Genomic DNA, 15884 nt, shown 5'->3' with positions numbered 1-15884 from the left:
CGTCAACTCTCTGGCAGTCGGCTCAGCACAGCCCGAGCAGCACGCAGGCCCGGCTGCTCGCCGCCCTGCCCCAGACGCTCCATCGTCACCCGCATGGCCTCTGTCTGCGCCTGAGGGTTGGCACGCACATCCGACAAAGCCCCCGCAATATTGCGGGGCAAACAAGCTGGACCAAGGCATTCAGGGATCACTCGGGTGTCGCTGACCAGATTGACCAGGGTCACGGTGTCGATCAGTGCCATGCTTTCCATGATCTTGTAGGTGAGCCAACTGAATTTGTAGGCGATCACCATCGGCGTTTGCGCGGCGGCCAGTTCCAGCGACACCGTGCCGGACGCCGCCAGAGCCAGGTCTGCCGTGGCAAAAGCTGCGCGCTTCTGCGTCGCCGCAGCATCGGCATCCTGCTTGTCCGAGGACAGCACCACCGGCTGTCCTGGCCAATGGGCTGTTTTCTGACGCACCAGCTCGGCCACATGTGGCGCAGTTGGGATGACAACACGCAGATCCGGGTTCCGGCTCAGGAAATCTTGCAAAGCGGCACCAAAGACATCCGCCAACCGCTCGACCTCGCTGCGGCGTGATCCCGGCAAAGCCAACAACACTGCCGCGTCCCCAAGCCCGTGTTCAGCGCGCAGCTGCGCAATGTCTGCCTCCGTGGCCTGCGGCTCGCCCACCACCGGATGGCCGACGAAATCGCACTCCATCCCTGCGCGTTCCATATAGGGCGGCTCGAACGGCAAAAGGGCGAGTACGTGATCGATGACCTTTGCCATCTTGTCGGCCCGCCTAGGGCGCCAGGCCCAGACACTGGGGGCCACATAGTGCACGGTGCGGATGTCACTGGCCTCTTTCACCAGCTTGGCCACCCGCAGGCTGAAATCGGGGCTGTCGATGGTGATCACCACATCCGGTTTCAGGTCCAGAATGGCCTGGGCCGTCTCGGCGATACGACGTTTGAGGTGAAAGTATTTGGGCAGAACCTCGGTCAGGCCCATGACGCTGAGTTCCTGCATCGGAAACTGGCTTTGCAGGCCTTGCGCTTCCATCAGCGGACCGCCGATGCCGTGAAACTCGACTTCGGGACGCAGGTGTCGCAGACCGGCCATCAGAGCGCCGCCCAGCCGGTCGCCCGAGGGTTCACCGGCAAGGACAAAGACGCGCATCAGGACGCGCGCTCCCGCACCCACAGGAACAGGCCCAATCGGTTGCATTCCGCCACCACGGCCTCGCGATCCAGAACCATGACGCCGCCTTTTTCGATGACAATCCCAGCCAGTCCCGCTGCCACCGCAGCAGTAACCGTGTCCGGCCCGATGGTGGGCAGGTCAACCCGACGATCCTGGCCCGGTTTGGGCAGCTTGATCATCACACCGCCGCCCGCGTCAGGGCGTTGGGTGAGCGATTGCAGCATCCAATTGGTGCCAAAGACGCCTTCGATCGCCAGCGCCTGCCCCCTGAGCACGACGCAGGCCTGGCCAATGTCGGTGGCCGCCATGGCGCGGACGATGCCGACGCCGCGATCTGCGTCTTTCTCGTCGATCTCTGACGGTTGCGCCTCGGTCAGCACACCAACCCGTGGCAACAGATCGGGCGCCAAGTCATGCGCGGCCAGAACCTCTAGTCCGGCTTGCTCAAAAATGCTGATCACGGCGCGCAAGGCCCCGTCGTCGCCAGAGACCAAAGCCTGCTGCAGGATCGGGATCAGCGGCAGGGTGGCCGCATCAATTCGCGCAGGATCAACCGCCGGGCGCCCAACGGATCCGGCCATGCAGATCCGGGTCACGCCACGCTCTTTCATCGCAACCAGCAGCGAACCCAGCGTTTCCAGGCGGAACGGCAGATCCACCTCAAGCGTGTCGGGTTCGAACCCTTCGAGCCCGCAGATCACGGGACGCTCTTCGAGACGTGCCACCAAATCGGTCGGAAGACCTCCGCCGCCTGCAATCAAAGCCAGCATGTTCAGTTCCCCGGTGTCAGGAAGGACCGGTCGGTATCGCCCACCACGAAATTCACGATCTCTTGCACGTATTCGCTGTCGAACTCATCGCTCATGCGTTGGATACGGTTCTGAAACGTGCCTTCACCCTGCGCCATCATCTGGAACGCGGCTCTGAGCGCAGTGATGTCGGCGCGCGGCACGCCCCGGCGTTTCAAACCAACCAGGTTCAACCCATGCAACTCGCCCCGCGGGGCCTGTACAAGACCGTATGGGATCACATCGTTGGTCACCATGGTCACGGCGCCAATGATCGCGCCCTTGCCGATGCGTACGAATTGATGCACGCCCGACAGACCACCGATGATCACGTTGTCCTCGATGATGCAGTGACCGGCGACAGCGGCCGAATTCACCACGATCACGTGGTTGCCGATCTGCACATCATGAGCAATGTGGCAGCCCGCCATGAACAGGTTGTCGTCGCCCACCTTGGTCAGGCCACCCCCCCCTTCGGTACCGGGGTTCATTGTGACATGTTCTCGGATGCGGTTGCGTCTACCGATCACCAGTGCGCATTTCTCGCCCTTGAACTTCAGGTCCTGCGGGATTTCACCGATCACCGAAAAAGAGAAGATGGTCGTGTCGTCGCCGATCTCGGTATCGCCGGTCACAACCACATGCGATTTCAGCTCGACCCTATCGCCAAGACGCACGTTGGGGCCGATGACACAGAACGGACCGACAATACAATCAGCGCCCAATTGTGCGCCCTCTTCAATCACCGCGCTAGGGTGTATCTGGGCCATGCCTCAGCCCTCTTGCCGGTCAATCATGGCGGTAAATTCGGCCTCGGCCGCAACCTCGTCGCCAACAACTGCCTTGCCGTGGAACTTGAAGATCTTGCCGCCTGGCTTGCCGCGCACGGTCGACACGTGCATTTCCAGAACATCACCCGGCACCACCTTGCGGCGGAATTTGCACTTTTCGATGTTCATGAAATAGATCAGCAGCTCGGTGTCGATCATGTCCATGCCTACGCCCAGCATCACACCTGCGGTCTGCGCCATCGCCTCAACGATCGTCACACCCGGCATGATCGGCGTGCCCGGAAAGTGGCCCTGGAAATGCGGCTCGTTCATGGTCACGTTCTTGATGCCGCGCGCTGATGTGAAGCCATCAATGTCTTCGACCCGGTCAACCAGCAGAAACGGATAGCGGTGCGGAAGAATGCGCTGGATCAGCTGGATGTCGGCGCTCTGAGTTTCAGTGGTCATGACGCAGGTGTCCTGTCTTAACTTTTTGTTGATATTTGACTAACAACCCCAGCCTGTTAGGGCAAGCTTTGCTATTGCTTGGCTTCGGGTGCGATCCGGCTCCCGTCGCCCAAGGCCACATCAACCCGCGAAATTGCAATCTCGGTGATGTCCGCAGTTGGGTCTGCCAGAATTACAGTGGATTGCTCAATCAGCACTGCGGCTCCCGCCTCGCGGCGCAGATCCTCAAGGATGGGCACAATCACCTGCAAGAACTCGGCCCGGGCAATATCGCCTTTTTGATTAAGCGCTTCGTACTTGCGTTTCTGCGTGGCGCGATGGCTTTGGACTTTTTGATCAAAAGCATCTGCCAAAACGCGGAACGAGTCGGCATCAATCGTATTGCGCCGCTCGGTCAATTCCTGCTCTTCCTGCTCGAGCTCGCCTTCGATGCGCCGATTTTCGGCGGCGAGCACAGCGCTTTCGGCATCGATCTCGTTGGCAACGCGCTGACCGAACTGCGACCTGGCAAACAGCGCCTCGATCGAGATCGTCAGGACCTGACTTTGCGCAACACCAAGTTGTTGGGCCTGCCCCGTTTGTGCTGCCCCCAGGCCCCAAAACACAAAACACAGGGCCAGAAAAAGACCCTGTGCGTTTGCGAAAGCGAAAATCCGCTTCATTCTCGTCTCAGAACCGGGCCTGAATGGTCAGGTCAAAGCTCTGTTCTTTGTCAAAGGTCTCTTTCTTCAGGGCCTTCGAGAAGTTGAACCGCAGCGGACCAAAGGCGGTGGTCCACAGGACCGAGAAGCCGATGACGTGACGGAACGAGCCACCCTCGCCCACGATCGTGCCACCTGCGGTGTTCACGTTCGACAGGTCCCACAGGTTACCAACGTCGTAGAAAACGCCACCACGGATACCCAGCTCTTCGGGCAGACCCAGCGGGAATTCGGCCTCAAGCCGGGCCACCGCATAGTAGTTGCCACCCAAAGCGTCGTCCTGACCGCCGGACAAATCACGCGGACCGATACCTGCGGGCTCAAAACCACGAAACACGTCTGGGCCAAAGATAAAGCGGTCGATGGTCCGGCTTGACCCGCTGCCCTGCCAGTTGAACGCACCCAGTTCCAGCGAGGCACGCAATGTCACTTCTTCATGCCAAACACGTGTTTGCGCGATGGTTTTGGCCGACGTCTTGAAGTATTTGTTGTCACCGCCCACGCCAGCAGCATCCAGCCCCAACTCAAAGCGAATGCCAGCATTGGGGTTCAGCCCCCCAAGTCGGCTGTCATAGACATAGGTTGCACCAAAAATGCTGGACGCGCGCTCGCCCTGCGCAATTTCCGACGTAATCACCGACCCGGTCGTTGTGTTGGAACGCGCCAACATCTCGCTGGCCTCCCAACGGTAACGCACCTGCAGGGTCGACAGCTCGCCTGTCCGGAACGTCAGGCCAGGGTTGAAGAATTTACGAGACGTGTCGTAGTTCGCAAAGCTCGAATTCCGCTCCGAGATCCCCAGATCCAGATCGAACCGCAGGTCACGTCCCAACAACTGCGGCTCTGAAAAGCCCAGAACATATTGCTCGGCGTCCTGCGCGGTCGACAGGGTAATCCCAAGCGTCTGACCACGGCCAAGGAAGTTCCTTTCGCTCAGGCCAATGGCGATACCAAAGCCGTCGTTGACCGAGTAGCTACCACCCAGGCTGAGCGAGCCGGTCGGCTGCTCTTCGACGTCGACGTCGACAAATACACGGTCTGGCGTTGACCCTTCGCGGGTTTCCACATTGGATTCAGCAAAAAACCCAAGTGCACGAATACGCTCGGCGCTTTCACGGATCTCACGCGGGTTGAACGGGTCCCCCTCGACCGAGCGGAACTGCTGACGAATCACGCGGTCCAAAGTGGTGGTATTGCCTTCGATGTCGATGCGCTCGACAAAGATGCGGGGGCCTTTGACCAAGGCAAATTCCACATCCAGCGTAAGGTCACGGTCGTTGCGGGTGATGCGCGGCTCAACCCGTAGAAAATCGACGCCATTGCGCAGTCCAAGACGTTCCTGACGCGCAATCGAGTTTTCAATGAGCGACGGCGAGTAGATTACACCTGGTTTGACTTTGAGCGCGTCCTGATATTCGGCGGCATTGACGCCAGCAATCTCGCTTATGGTCGTGATCTTGCCGAACGAGAACTGCTGCCCCTCTTGCACGTCCATCACCAGGAAAAAGGCATCACGCTCGCGGGTGAATTCGACGTTGGCGCTGTTGACGCGGAAGTCGATGTAACCACGTGACAGATAGAAATCGCGCAGAACCTGTTTGTCGAATTCAATCCGGTCGGCGATGAATGTGTCCGAGCGGATGAAGGCACGCAGAAAACCGGCCTGTTTCGTCTCGAGCACGCGCCGCAGGCGACGGTCGGAATAGGCCCGGTTGCCAACAAAGCTAACGCGCTCGATCTCGATGGTGTCGCCTTCGCTGATTTCAAACACCAGATCGACACGGTTGCCATCGCGACGAATGATGCGCGGCACAACAGTGGCGGCCACACGACCCTGCGCCGAGTAGATCTCGGCGATGGTCTGGGCGTCGCGTTCGGCCTGCTCGGGCGTGAACACACGGCGTGATTCCGATCCTACCGCCTCGACCAGGTTTTCGTCCTTGATCCGGCGGTTGCCTTCGAAATTGATCTTGTTGATTGTGGGATACTCGGTGACCTTGATGACCAGAGTGCTGCCGCGCGGAATGATTTCGACTGTCTCAAAAACGCCACTGTCAAGAATACGCTTGTAGGCGTCGTTCAACTGCCCCGCCGTGACACGCTGTCCACGCGCGATTCCCGCGCGGGTGACAATTGTCGACGTTTCGATCCGTTGATTGCCCTCAACCTGAACCGAATTGAAGGTGTAATTCTGGGCCGTGGCCTGAGACGGAAATACCGCAAAGGCCGCTGCAAAGACAAAGAAAAATACAAACAGTACCCGATACAACATGTAGGAGCCTGTAATCTGACAACCGCAGGATGTTCCCACGTCTCTCCCATTATTCATCTTATTATCAACCCGAATTTTTAGCAGACTTGGGAAGTTCACTAGCCGGATTGTGGCACGATGTCAAAACCAAGAAAAAGACACGCGGCCCAGAGGACCGCGTGTCTCGTGTCATACCAATTTGATGAGAATCAAAGGCTTCCCAGGTACGCTCCGAGCATGAGCGCAAATGCGATGGTGCCGAGATACAAGAGCCGGTCCCAGTTCAGTTCGAACAATAGGCTCAATCCGCGATACGATTGCTGCAGGGTTTGCATGGTCCCGATCCTCTGGTGTTCATCTTTCCCAGAAAATTAACCGGCGAATGTGGCAAGACTTGGGCACCTCTGCGGCGGCCTTGCGACCTCCTCTTTAACAGAAGAGGTCGTTACCCACAGAAAACACCATCAGGGAAAGCACCAGCATGATGCCGATGGACATCAAGATCCGCAGGGCCCGATCGCTTGGCGGTTTGCCTGAAACGGCCTCATACGCGTAGAACACCAGATGCCCGCCATCCAGAACCGGCACCGGAAAGAGATTGATCAACCCCACAGCAGTCGACAGCACGGCAATGAACCAAATAAAGCTTTGTGCGCCCTGGCTGGCCAATGCTCCCGATGTTTCGGCAATACCGATGGGCCCCGAAATGTTGCAGGTGCTGATCGCGCCGGTGATCATGTGCCAGACACCAGACAACGACCCTTCGATGATCCGCAGGGTCTGCGCCACCCCGCCCGTCAAGGCGTCGATGGGACCGGCAGCCTGGGTTGCAGGATCAAGCGCCATACCGCCCACGATGCCGATGCGCCAATGGGTCTTGAACCCGCCTTCGGCTTGCGGCTCATCCGTGCGGCGTGGAGCCAGCGCAAATTCCAGCATCGCGCCATCGCGCCATACATCCAGCAGCAGGACACGGCCGTCCGAGGTTTCCACGATGTCCTTGAGTTGCGAGAAGGCGTAAATCGGCTCGCCCTCAACCGCGGTGATCACGTCACCGGCCTTCAGCTCAATATCATAGGCCGCGCTGCGTGGAGCGACCTGTTGAATATAGGGCGGAAACAACCAAGGGCCGGTCACCGTCAGCGACTGCCCGTCGCGGGTTATCCCATAGTCCAACTGCGGTTGCGGCTCGAGCGCTTCGACAAAAGCGTCCCATTTTTCGGGTTCATCAAAGCTGGGTGTAGCAACCCCATTGATCGCTGTGATCTGGTCCCCAACCCGCAATTCCTGCACCGTATTGGGCAATGCCTTGAGTTCACCAACCGTCAGCGGGTCAGTTGCCTCGCCGCGGAACATGAAAATCGCCGCAAAAACCAGAATCGACATGATAAAGTTGAACACCGGGCCAGCGGCCACAGTGGCCGAGCGCGCCCAGAGGGGCGCACCGTGCATGGTGCGACGCAGCGTTTCGGGGTCTTCGATTGCCTCCATCGCTTCGGCATCCTTGCCGGATGCGGCGTTGGCGTCGCCCATGAATTTGACATAGCCGCCAAAGGGCAACAGCGCGACCTGCCAGCGGGTCCCGCGCTTGTCCACCCGGCTCCAGATCACCGGGCCAAAGCCAAGCGAGAAGACCTCGGGGTGAATACCGGACCAACGGCCCACGATGTAGTGGCCGTATTCATGCACAAAGACGATAACCGACAAGGCCAGCACAAAGGCCGCGATCGTGTAAATCGCGCCGCCGAATTGGGGGATCAAACCAAGAATATCCACGTTACCTACCTGCTCGCTGTGCCATTGCCTCGTCGGCCCATAGACGGGCCAGATGGTCTGTTTGGGTCACGTTATCAAGGGTCATTTGGGCATCAATAAGACCCGGATTGGCCTCAAATCGGTCCAATACCTGTTCAACCACGCACGCCATATCCAGAAAACCGATGCGCTCTGCAATAAAGGCATCCAGCGCGCGTTCCTTGGCGGCATTGAAAACTGCGCCCGACAACCCGCCCCGGTCCATCACCTCATAGGCCAGGCGCAGGGCCGGATACCGGGCATCCTCGGGCGCTTTGAAGTTCAGCTGACCCAGCTGTGCAAGGTCCAGTCGCGCGACGGGCAGATCCCGGCGTTCCGGCCAATGCAGCGCATAACCGATGGCGTGGCGCATATCAGGCGCACCAAGATGGGCCATCAAGGCGCCATCGCGGAAGCCCACCAGTGAATGAACCATGGATTCGGGGTGAATGATGACCTCGATCTGCGATGGATCGACACCAAAGAACTCTCGCGTTTCAATGACTTCGAGTGCCTTGTTGAACATCGATGCGCTGTCGATGGTGATCCGTTGCCCCATGTCCCAGTTCGGGTGATTGGATGCCTCAGCCAAGCTTGCATGTTCCAAGGCCTCAAGCGGCCAGTCGCGGAATGCACCGCCGCTGGCGGTGATTATGATCCGTTCGACGCTGGCCATATCTTCGCCCACCAGCGCCTGAAAGATCGCCGAATGCTCGCTGTCGACGGGCAACAACCGCGCGTCATGCTGCCGGGCGGTGTCCAGCACCAGCTGCCCGGCACATACCAGCGTTTCCTTGTTGGCCAGCGCCAGCGTGGCGCCTTGTTTCAGCGCCTCAAGCCCCGGAGCCAGACCCGCCGCGCCCACAATGGCCGACATGACCCAATCGGCAGGCCGCGCGCCCGCCTCGACCAGCGCTGCCTGCCCTGCTGCGGCCTCAATCCCGGTTCCGGCCAAGGCCGCGCGCAGGTCGTCCAGACGGTCGTCATAGGCGGTGATTGCAATGTCCGCCCTAAGCCGCTTTGCGTCCTCGGCCAAGAGCGCAATATTCGCGCCCCCGGTCAATGCCACGACGTCATAGGTGTTGGGATCGCGGGCGATCAGATCGACGGTGTTCTGTCCGATGGATCCTGTCGCCCCGAAAATCGAGACTTTCCGCATCACATATCTCCGGGTGCGTAAAGTAGCCCTGCAAGCAAGACAAACAAGGCCGCGCCCATCATGCCGTCAAAGCGATCCAGGAACCCGCCATGCCCCGGAATCAGGTTCGAGCTGTCCTTGATCCCGACCCGCCGCTTGAGCGCGCTTTCAGCCACATCGCCCGCTTGCGAGAACATCGAAGCCAGAACCGAAATGACAACCAGTCGAACGCCATAGCCACCATAGGCTGCAAAGGCCACTCCGACCAAAGCAGCCGCGATCCAGCCTCCGGCGGTGCCGGACCAGGTCTTTTTGGGACTGACTGCGGGCCAGAACTTGGGTCCACCAATGGCCTTGCCGGCAAAGTACCCGGCCACGTCTGTGGCCACGACCACACCGATCAGCCAGAGCATCCATTCAAAGCCCATATTTTCGCGGATCGAAATGAACCCCAGCCCTGCGCAGGTGATCCAGATGGCGAAGATGGCAAACAGCCCCCTGCGTGACCTGATTTGTCCAACGCCCACCAAGGCAGGTGCCAACAGCACAGGCAGTACAAATAGCGGCGGGATGTGATAGCTGAGCACGACGGCCGCCGCCGTTAGAATCCCCAGCTGAATGGCAACCTGCGGTTTGTCCGGATCAATCATCCGGGTCAGTTCCCAGATCATGATCCCGCACGCGGCTGCGATAAAGCTTTCAAACCACAAGCCGCCCAGCCAGACTTCGATGGCGCCGATGGCGACCAGAACGATGGCCGACCCTACACGTGCCGTCAGGTCGGCCCACCGTCCATCTTTCATGTCTTCACAGCCCCGAACCGGCGATCCCGACTGCCAAACCCACGGCACAGGCGCCCCAACTCTTCGGCGGTGAAATCCGGCCACAGCGTGTCGATGAATTCGTATTCTGAGTAAGCCGACTGCCACAGCAGGAAGTTCGATATACGCGCCTCGCCGCTGGTGCGGATGACCAGATCCGGGTCGGGCAACACCTGCGTGTCCAGATATTTGGGCAGCGTTTCCTCATCTACGTCATCCGGGTTCAGCTTGCCATCAGCCACGTCCTGCGCCAGCTGCTTGGTCGCACGGGCGACCTCATCCCGGCCGCCATAATTCAGCGCGATGGTCAGATGCACCCTGTCGTTGTTTTCAGTCAGCTCTTCGAGACTGTCCATCAGCTTGATCAACTTGGGATCCAGACGCAGCCTGTCGCCAATAAAGCGAACCCGAACACCTTCTTCGTCCAACGCCCGCGCTTCTTTCGTAATGTAGCGCCGGAACAGGCTCATCAGGCCGGCAACTTCGACCTGTGTTCGTTTCCAATTTTCCGTAGAAAAGGCAAAAATAGTCAAATATTTCACGCCGTAGTCGGGGCAAGCCTCGACCACTTCGCGGACACGTTTGGCACCGGCGTGATGGCCGAACAAACGGGGACGTCCCCGCGCCTGGGCCCAACGGCCGTTGCCATCCATGATGATGGCAACGTGACGTGGACCTGCGGGAAGGTCGGAATGTGGGTCTTTGGGCATAAATGAACCGTTCAGACCTGCATGATTTCGGCTTGCTTGGTTTCCAGAGCTTCGTCGACCATCTTGATCATCTTGTCGGTCAGCTCCTGCACCTCGGCTTCCCAGAATTTCTGGTCATCCTCGGACACGTCACCGTCGGACTTGGCCTTCTTGATCTGGTCCATCCCGTCGCGGCGCACGTTGCGCACAGAAACCCGCGCGTTTTCCGCGTAGCTGCCGGCGACTTTGGTCAGTTCGCGGCGACGTTCTTCGTTCAGCTCGGGGATGGGCAGCATGATGATGGTGCCGTTGAGCTGCGGGTTGATGCCCAGGCCGCTTTCGCGGATCGCCTTTTCGACCTTGCCCACCAACGACTTGTCCCAAACGTTGATTGTGACCATGCGCGGTTCCGGCACGTTAACGGTGCCCACCTGGTTGATCGGCGTCATCGAGCCATAAGCATCGACCATCACCGGCTCCAGCATCGAGCCCGAGGCTCGGCCCGTCCGCAAGGACGCAAATTCGGTTTTCAGATTGGCCATGGCGCCTTCCATGCGGCGCTCAAGGTCATCTGTATCAAGCATAAATTCGTCAGACATGCTGCCCACTCCCCTTAACAGGATTATCGGTTGCCAAAGCCTATAGCCTTAGCCGGATACCTTTGTATAGGTGCCCTTGCCCGCCAGAATGCCACGGAACCCACCCGGTTCGTCCAGTCCAAAGACAATCAGCGGCAAATTGTTGTCGCGCGCCAGTGCAATGGCCGAGGCGTCCATGACCTTGAGGCGCTTGGCCAGAACGTCGTCATAGCTGACCTCGTCATAGCGCACGGCATCGTCATTTGTCGCCGGGTCTTTATCATAAACGCCGTCGACGCCATTCTTGCCCATGAAGATCGCCTCGCAGGCCATTTCGTTGGCGCGAAGCGTGGCGGCGGTGTCGGTGGTAAAATACGGGTTGCCGGTGCCAGCCGCAAAGATACAGACCCGTTTCTTTTCCAGGTGACGCACGGCGCGGCGACGGATGTAGGGCTCGCAAACTTCGTCCATACGGATCGCCGAAATCACACGGGTGAACACGCCAAGCTCTTCGAGAGCGGATTGCATCCCCAGTGCGTTCATCACCGTGGCCAGCATGCCCATGTAATCAGCGGTGGTACGTTCCATCCCCTGGGCCGACCCGCTGAGGCCGCGGAAAATGTTGCCGCCGCCGATCACCATGCAGATCTCGACGCCCATATCGTGTACGGTTTTCACTTCTTGCGCGATGCGCTGAACGGTGGGTGGATGCAGGCCAAAGCCCTGGTCCCCCATCAATGCCTCCCCCGATATTTTCAGCATCACGCGTTTATAGGTTGTTTCGGTCTGCTCGTTCTCGGATGAAGAGGATGAGGTCATGTTGCGCTCCGGGCTCACACGGGGTTAATTTCCCGCGCAAAATGAAGGAAAAGGCCGTCAGGTTCAATGCGGCATGAGACAGGACAGGGCAGGAATTTCATGGGTCATCGGAAAAACACATGTCACTGCTGAGCCAACTGCCAGAAATCACCGACACCCGACCGATCCTGATCGCTGGCCCCACGGCCTCGGGCAAATCCGCCCTCGCGCTCGAGATTGCTGCGCGTCATGGGGGCGTGATCATCAATGCTGATGCCAGCCAGATCTATGACAGCTGGCGCGTGATCACCGCCTGCCCATCGGAAGAAGAAGAGGCCCAGGCGCCCCATCGCCTGTATCGCCACATCCCCTTTGATGCGACCTATTCCGCCGGGCATTGGTTGCGTGAGGTGACGCCTTTCCTGACCGGCCCTGACCGGCCCATCATCGTTGGGGGGACCGGTCTCTATTTCAATACGCTCACGCAGGGCATGGCCGCGATTCCCGCAACGCCCCCCGAAGTGCGCCACAGGGCCGATCAGATGACACGCGAAGCGTTGCTTGCTGAACTTGATCCGGAAACGACATCACGCATCGACGCGCTCAATCGCGCGCGGGTGCAGCGCGCGTGGGAGGTATTGACCGCGACGGGGCGTCCGCTGGCGGATTGGCAAGACGACACCCCGCCACCGATTCTGCCCCTGGATCAGGTGGTGCCGGTTGTTTTCGACGTCGAGAAAGGCTGGTTAAACGAACGCATCGCGCGGCGGTTCGACCTGATGCTGGACATGGGCGCACTGGACGAGGTTGAGGCCATGCGCGGCCGTTATGATCCGGCTTTGCCGTCCTGCAAGGCGATCGGAGTGCCCGAGTTGATGGCATATCTGGAAGGCGACATGACGCTCGACACGGCCCGCGGGCGGGCCACAATCGCCACCCGGCAGTTTGCCAAGCGTCAACGGACCTGGTTCCGGTCCCGGATGAAGGATTGGATTCGGATCACCCCTTAGGGTTCTTCCGCCATCGGTCACGCGGTTGTGATCGAACTGAGTGACGCGGGTCGAAATCATTGATTCCCCGGATTTTCCATGCTGTAGTTCGTGGTTAACGAGTGGGGCACTTTTTCGAACAACCTAATTGATGGCATTTAATCCAATCGAGTCGCCGCTGATCCGTCTGCGGTCCTTGGCGCAGATGACCCAAGCCGGGCACTGGCAGCTAGAGCTTCCACACGACCGCTCGGAACATGCACTGATCTGGCTGACACGGGGCCAGGGCACCGCGTTGCTGGATGGTGCAAAGGTCGGCCTGGGGGCACATAACGCAATGTTTGTTCCCTCGCGCAATTTGATGGCGGTTTCGTTGGGGCGGCAGGCCCTGGGCAACGTTTTGCTGATCCCCCCGGGAACCGCTCTGACCTTGCCAGAAGCACCGCTGCATCTGCGGATACTGGACGGGACGATTCAGGCCGAACTTACCAGCTTGTTTGACGCCATCCTGCGAGAGCAAGCCAGCGAACGCCCCTTGTCACAAAGCGCCATGCTTGCCTATTGCGGCCTGGTGGGCATCTGGTTGCGCCGCAACATCGAAACCACACCGACATCCCGCCGCGAGCTTGCATCGCGACGTCTTTCTCGCAGGTATTTCACTCAACTGACCGGGTCCTTTTCTGATGGCGGCAGCATGGCCGATCACGCGGCATCTCTTGGTGTGACGCCGACCCACTTGACCCGCGTATGCAAGGCGGAAACCGGCGAAACCGCCGCATCTTTGCTGACCGGTCGCATTCTGCATGCGGCACACCAATTACTAGGAGCGACAGAGGTCCCAATGCAGGACATCGCCCGCCATCTTGGCTTTGGAAGTGCCGCATATTTCACCACGTTCATACAACAACACACCGGGCAGTCTCCAAGAGAGCTAAGACGGTCGATCCAAATTGACCCGGCGTCCAATTGAAAAACATTCATAGAAAGCAAGTCGTTTTTTTGCGATCGAAATGTCGTTTTTTTGCACTGGAATGACGAAAGAGAACATTGACGTATCCCCAAATCTAGTGCGGAATGTCGTGCATGGGGAAATGTCACTTCCACAACAGATACATCCACGACGCAGAACGGCGCCGTTTGCCGGTTCGCGTGGTGTGAACTTCCAAAAACAAAAATGCGTCACAGGGAGAATTAGATGACACATAAAACACTCACAGGTGCACCCGTACATTGGGCCGCAGAAATGCACGCACAGGAATATCACAAAGGCGAATTGAACCGCCGTGAATTCCTGACCCGTGCTACTGGCCTAGGTGTCACCGCGGCCGCCGCCTATGGCATGATCGGCCTGCCCACACCTGTGGCAGCAGCTGAAGCCAAGCAAGGCGGCACCATGCGCATCCAGATGGAAGTGCGCGCACTGAAGGATCCGCGCACCTATGACTGGTCGCAGATCGCCAACTTCAGCCGTGGTGCGCTGGAATATCTGGTACAGTACAACTCGGACGGTACGTTCGAAGGCATGCTGCTGGAAAGCTGGGAAGTCAACGAAGACGCCACCGTCTACACCCTGAACGTCCGCAAAGGCGTCAAGTGGAACAACGGCGACGACTTTACCGCCGAAGACGTGGCCTTTAACGTGGCGCGCTGGTGCGACAAGAGCTCGGAAACCAACTCGATGGCGGGTCGTTTCGCCACGCTGGTCGACACCGAGACCGGTCAGGCCATCGAAGGCGGCATCGAAGTTGTTGACAGCCACACCCTCAAGCTGAACCTGCCTGCATCCGACATCTCGCTGATCCCGGGCATGGCCGACTATCCGGCGGCCATCGTTCACAAAAGCTTCAGCGAAAATGACCTACTCAACAACGTGGGCACCGGCCCCTACTCGATGCTCGAGCTCGAAGTGGGCGTGAAATCGGTTCTGGTCCGCAACGAGAACCACACCTGGTGGGGCGAAGCTGTCCACGGCCGTCCGCCGCTGGATCGGATCGAGTTCATCGACTACGGCACCGACCCGTCGGCCTGGCTGGCGGCGCTGGAATCCGACGAAGTCGACATGCTCTATGAATCGGTTGGTGAGTTCATCGACGTCATGGACGGCCTGGGCTATGCCAAGTCCGAAGTTGTAACCATGAACACCATCGTGATCCGTCCGAACCAGTTGGCCGAAGTGGACGGCATGAAGCCCTATGCGGACAAGCGCGTTCGTCAGGCGCTGCAGATGGCCGTCGACAACTCGGTTTGTCTGGAGCTGGGCTTTGGTGGCCGCGGCGCACCCGCCGAAAACCACCACGTCGGTCCGATCCACCCCGAGTATGCCGAACTGCCCGCTCAAAAGGTCGACCCCGAAGGCGCACGCAAGCTGATGGAAGAGGCCGGCATGGCCGATTTCGAGCACGAGCTGCTGTCGATCGACGACGACTGGCGCCGCAACACGACCGACGCCGTCGCCGCGCAGCTGCGTGACGCGGGCATCAAGGTCAAGCGGACCGTTCTGCCGGGCAACACCTTCTGGAACGACTGGGCCAAGTATCCCTACAGCTCGACCAACTGGAACCACCGTCCTCTGGGCGTGCAAATCTGGGCGCTGGCCTATAAGTCGGGCGAAGCGTGGAACGAGTTCGGCTGGGCCAACCCCGAGTTCGATGCTCTGCTGCAGGACGCACTGGCGATTGCCGACGCGGACAAGCGCCGCGAAGTGTCGGCCAAAGGCCAGGCCATGATCCAGGAAGAGGGCGTCACTGTTCAGCCTTACTGGCGTTCGCTCTATCGCCACATGAAAGAGGGTCTGGTGAATACTGACATGCATGTCTCGTTCGAGATGCACCTCTATAAATACGGTTGGGCAGCCTAAGCTGACCGCCTGAAAAATCTCCCAATCGGGGGGCCGGTCTTCGGCCCCCCTATCC

General features: G+C 59.2%; 15 protein-coding genes. 3 read left to right on the top strand and 12 right to left on the bottom strand.

Annotation, left to right across the window (positions count from 1 at the left end; all coding sequences use genetic code 11):
• Window positions 1-2: 2 nt before the first annotated feature.
• From lpxB to pyrH, 12 genes are all read right to left on the bottom strand, one after another.
• On the bottom strand, window positions 3-1163 hold the full coding sequence (gene lpxB / locus TRL7639_RS09165) for a lipid-A-disaccharide synthase (protein WP_085795393.1): 1161 nt from the start codon (window positions 1161-1163) through the stop codon (window positions 3-5).
• A complete protein-coding gene (locus tag TRL7639_RS09160; protein ID WP_085795392.1) occupies window positions 1163-1957 on the bottom strand; it encodes an LpxI family protein in 795 nt (264 codons plus the stop codon). Before TRL7639_RS09160 ends, lpxB begins: the two co-directional genes overlap by 1 nt.
• Before the next feature lie 2 nt (window positions 1958-1959).
• On the bottom strand, window positions 1960-2745 hold the full coding sequence (gene lpxA / locus TRL7639_RS09155; RefSeq protein WP_085795391.1) for an acyl-ACP--UDP-N-acetylglucosamine O-acyltransferase: 786 nt from the start codon (window positions 2743-2745) through the stop codon (window positions 1960-1962).
• A 3-nt stretch (window positions 2746-2748) separates the two neighbouring features.
• Window positions 2749-3213: a 3-hydroxyacyl-ACP dehydratase FabZ gene (gene fabZ / locus TRL7639_RS09150; RefSeq protein ID WP_085795390.1), complete on the bottom strand. Its 465-nt coding sequence runs from the start codon at window positions 3211-3213 to the stop codon at window positions 2749-2751.
• A 71-nt stretch (window positions 3214-3284) separates the two neighbouring features.
• Complete coding sequence (locus tag TRL7639_RS09145) at window positions 3285-3875, bottom strand: OmpH/Skp family outer membrane protein (RefSeq protein ID WP_085795389.1); 591 nt, start codon at window positions 3873-3875, stop codon at window positions 3285-3287.
• Between the two features lie 7 nt (window positions 3876-3882).
• The gene (bamA, locus tag TRL7639_RS09140) at window positions 3883-6186 is read right to left on the bottom strand and encodes an outer membrane protein assembly factor BamA (RefSeq protein WP_370808760.1); all 2304 of its coding nucleotides are present in this window, start codon (window positions 6184-6186) and stop codon (window positions 3883-3885) included.
• 408 nt (window positions 6187-6594) lie between these two features.
• On the bottom strand, window positions 6595-7941 hold the full coding sequence (rseP, locus tag TRL7639_RS09135; RefSeq protein WP_085795387.1) for an RIP metalloprotease RseP: 1347 nt from the start codon (window positions 7939-7941) through the stop codon (window positions 6595-6597).
• A 1-nt stretch (window position 7942) separates the two neighbouring features.
• A complete protein-coding gene (gene dxr / locus TRL7639_RS09130) occupies window positions 7943-9118 on the bottom strand; it encodes a 1-deoxy-D-xylulose-5-phosphate reductoisomerase (protein ID WP_085795386.1) in 1176 nt (391 codons plus the stop codon).
• Window positions 9118-9900 carry a phosphatidate cytidylyltransferase gene (locus TRL7639_RS09125; RefSeq protein ID WP_085795385.1) on the bottom strand — a complete coding sequence of 261 codons (783 nt, stop codon included), beginning with the start codon at window positions 9898-9900 and terminating at the stop codon, window positions 9118-9120. The genes dxr and TRL7639_RS09125 overlap by 1 nt, the downstream gene beginning before the upstream one ends.
• Window positions 9897-10628: an undecaprenyl pyrophosphate synthase gene (uppS, locus tag TRL7639_RS09120; protein ID WP_085795384.1), complete on the bottom strand. Its 732-nt coding sequence runs from the start codon at window positions 10626-10628 to the stop codon at window positions 9897-9899. Before uppS ends, TRL7639_RS09125 begins: the two co-directional genes overlap by 4 nt.
• 11 nt (window positions 10629-10639) lie before the next feature.
• Window positions 10640-11206 carry a ribosome recycling factor gene (gene frr, locus TRL7639_RS09115; RefSeq protein ID WP_085795383.1) on the bottom strand — a complete coding sequence of 189 codons (567 nt, stop codon included), beginning with the start codon at window positions 11204-11206 and terminating at the stop codon, window positions 10640-10642.
• Between the two features lie 48 nt (window positions 11207-11254).
• Window positions 11255-12004 carry a UMP kinase gene (pyrH, locus tag TRL7639_RS09110; RefSeq protein WP_085795382.1) on the bottom strand — a complete coding sequence of 250 codons (750 nt, stop codon included), beginning with the start codon at window positions 12002-12004 and terminating at the stop codon, window positions 11255-11257.
• Between the two features lie 119 nt (window positions 12005-12123).
• On the opposite strand from pyrH, the gene miaA reads away from it, so the two are divergent.
• The 3 genes from miaA (at window position 12124) to TRL7639_RS09095 (ending at window position 15829) form a co-directional block, all read left to right on the top strand.
• Window positions 12124-12993 (top strand): tRNA (adenosine(37)-N6)-dimethylallyltransferase MiaA, encoded by an 870-nt coding sequence (miaA, locus tag TRL7639_RS09105; protein ID WP_085795381.1) that lies wholly within the window; start codon window positions 12124-12126, stop codon window positions 12991-12993.
• 130 nt (window positions 12994-13123) lie between these two features.
• Window positions 13124-13942, top strand: a complete 819-nt coding sequence (locus TRL7639_RS09100) for a helix-turn-helix transcriptional regulator (RefSeq protein ID WP_085795380.1) — start codon at window positions 13124-13126, stop codon at window positions 13940-13942.
• A gap of 225 nt (window positions 13943-14167) precedes the next feature.
• Complete coding sequence (locus tag TRL7639_RS09095) at window positions 14168-15829, top strand: ABC transporter substrate-binding protein (RefSeq protein ID WP_085795379.1); 1662 nt, start codon at window positions 14168-14170, stop codon at window positions 15827-15829.
• The last annotated feature ends 55 nt before the right edge of the window (window positions 15830-15884 follow it).

Origin of the sequence: Falsiruegeria litorea R37 (assembly GCF_900172225.1) — a bacterium.
Taxonomy (GTDB): domain Bacteria; phylum Pseudomonadota; class Alphaproteobacteria; order Rhodobacterales; family Rhodobacteraceae; genus Falsiruegeria; species Falsiruegeria litorea.
The sequence above is the reverse complement of the archived record's forward strand: the minus strand, read 5'-3'. Positions and strand labels throughout refer to the sequence as shown.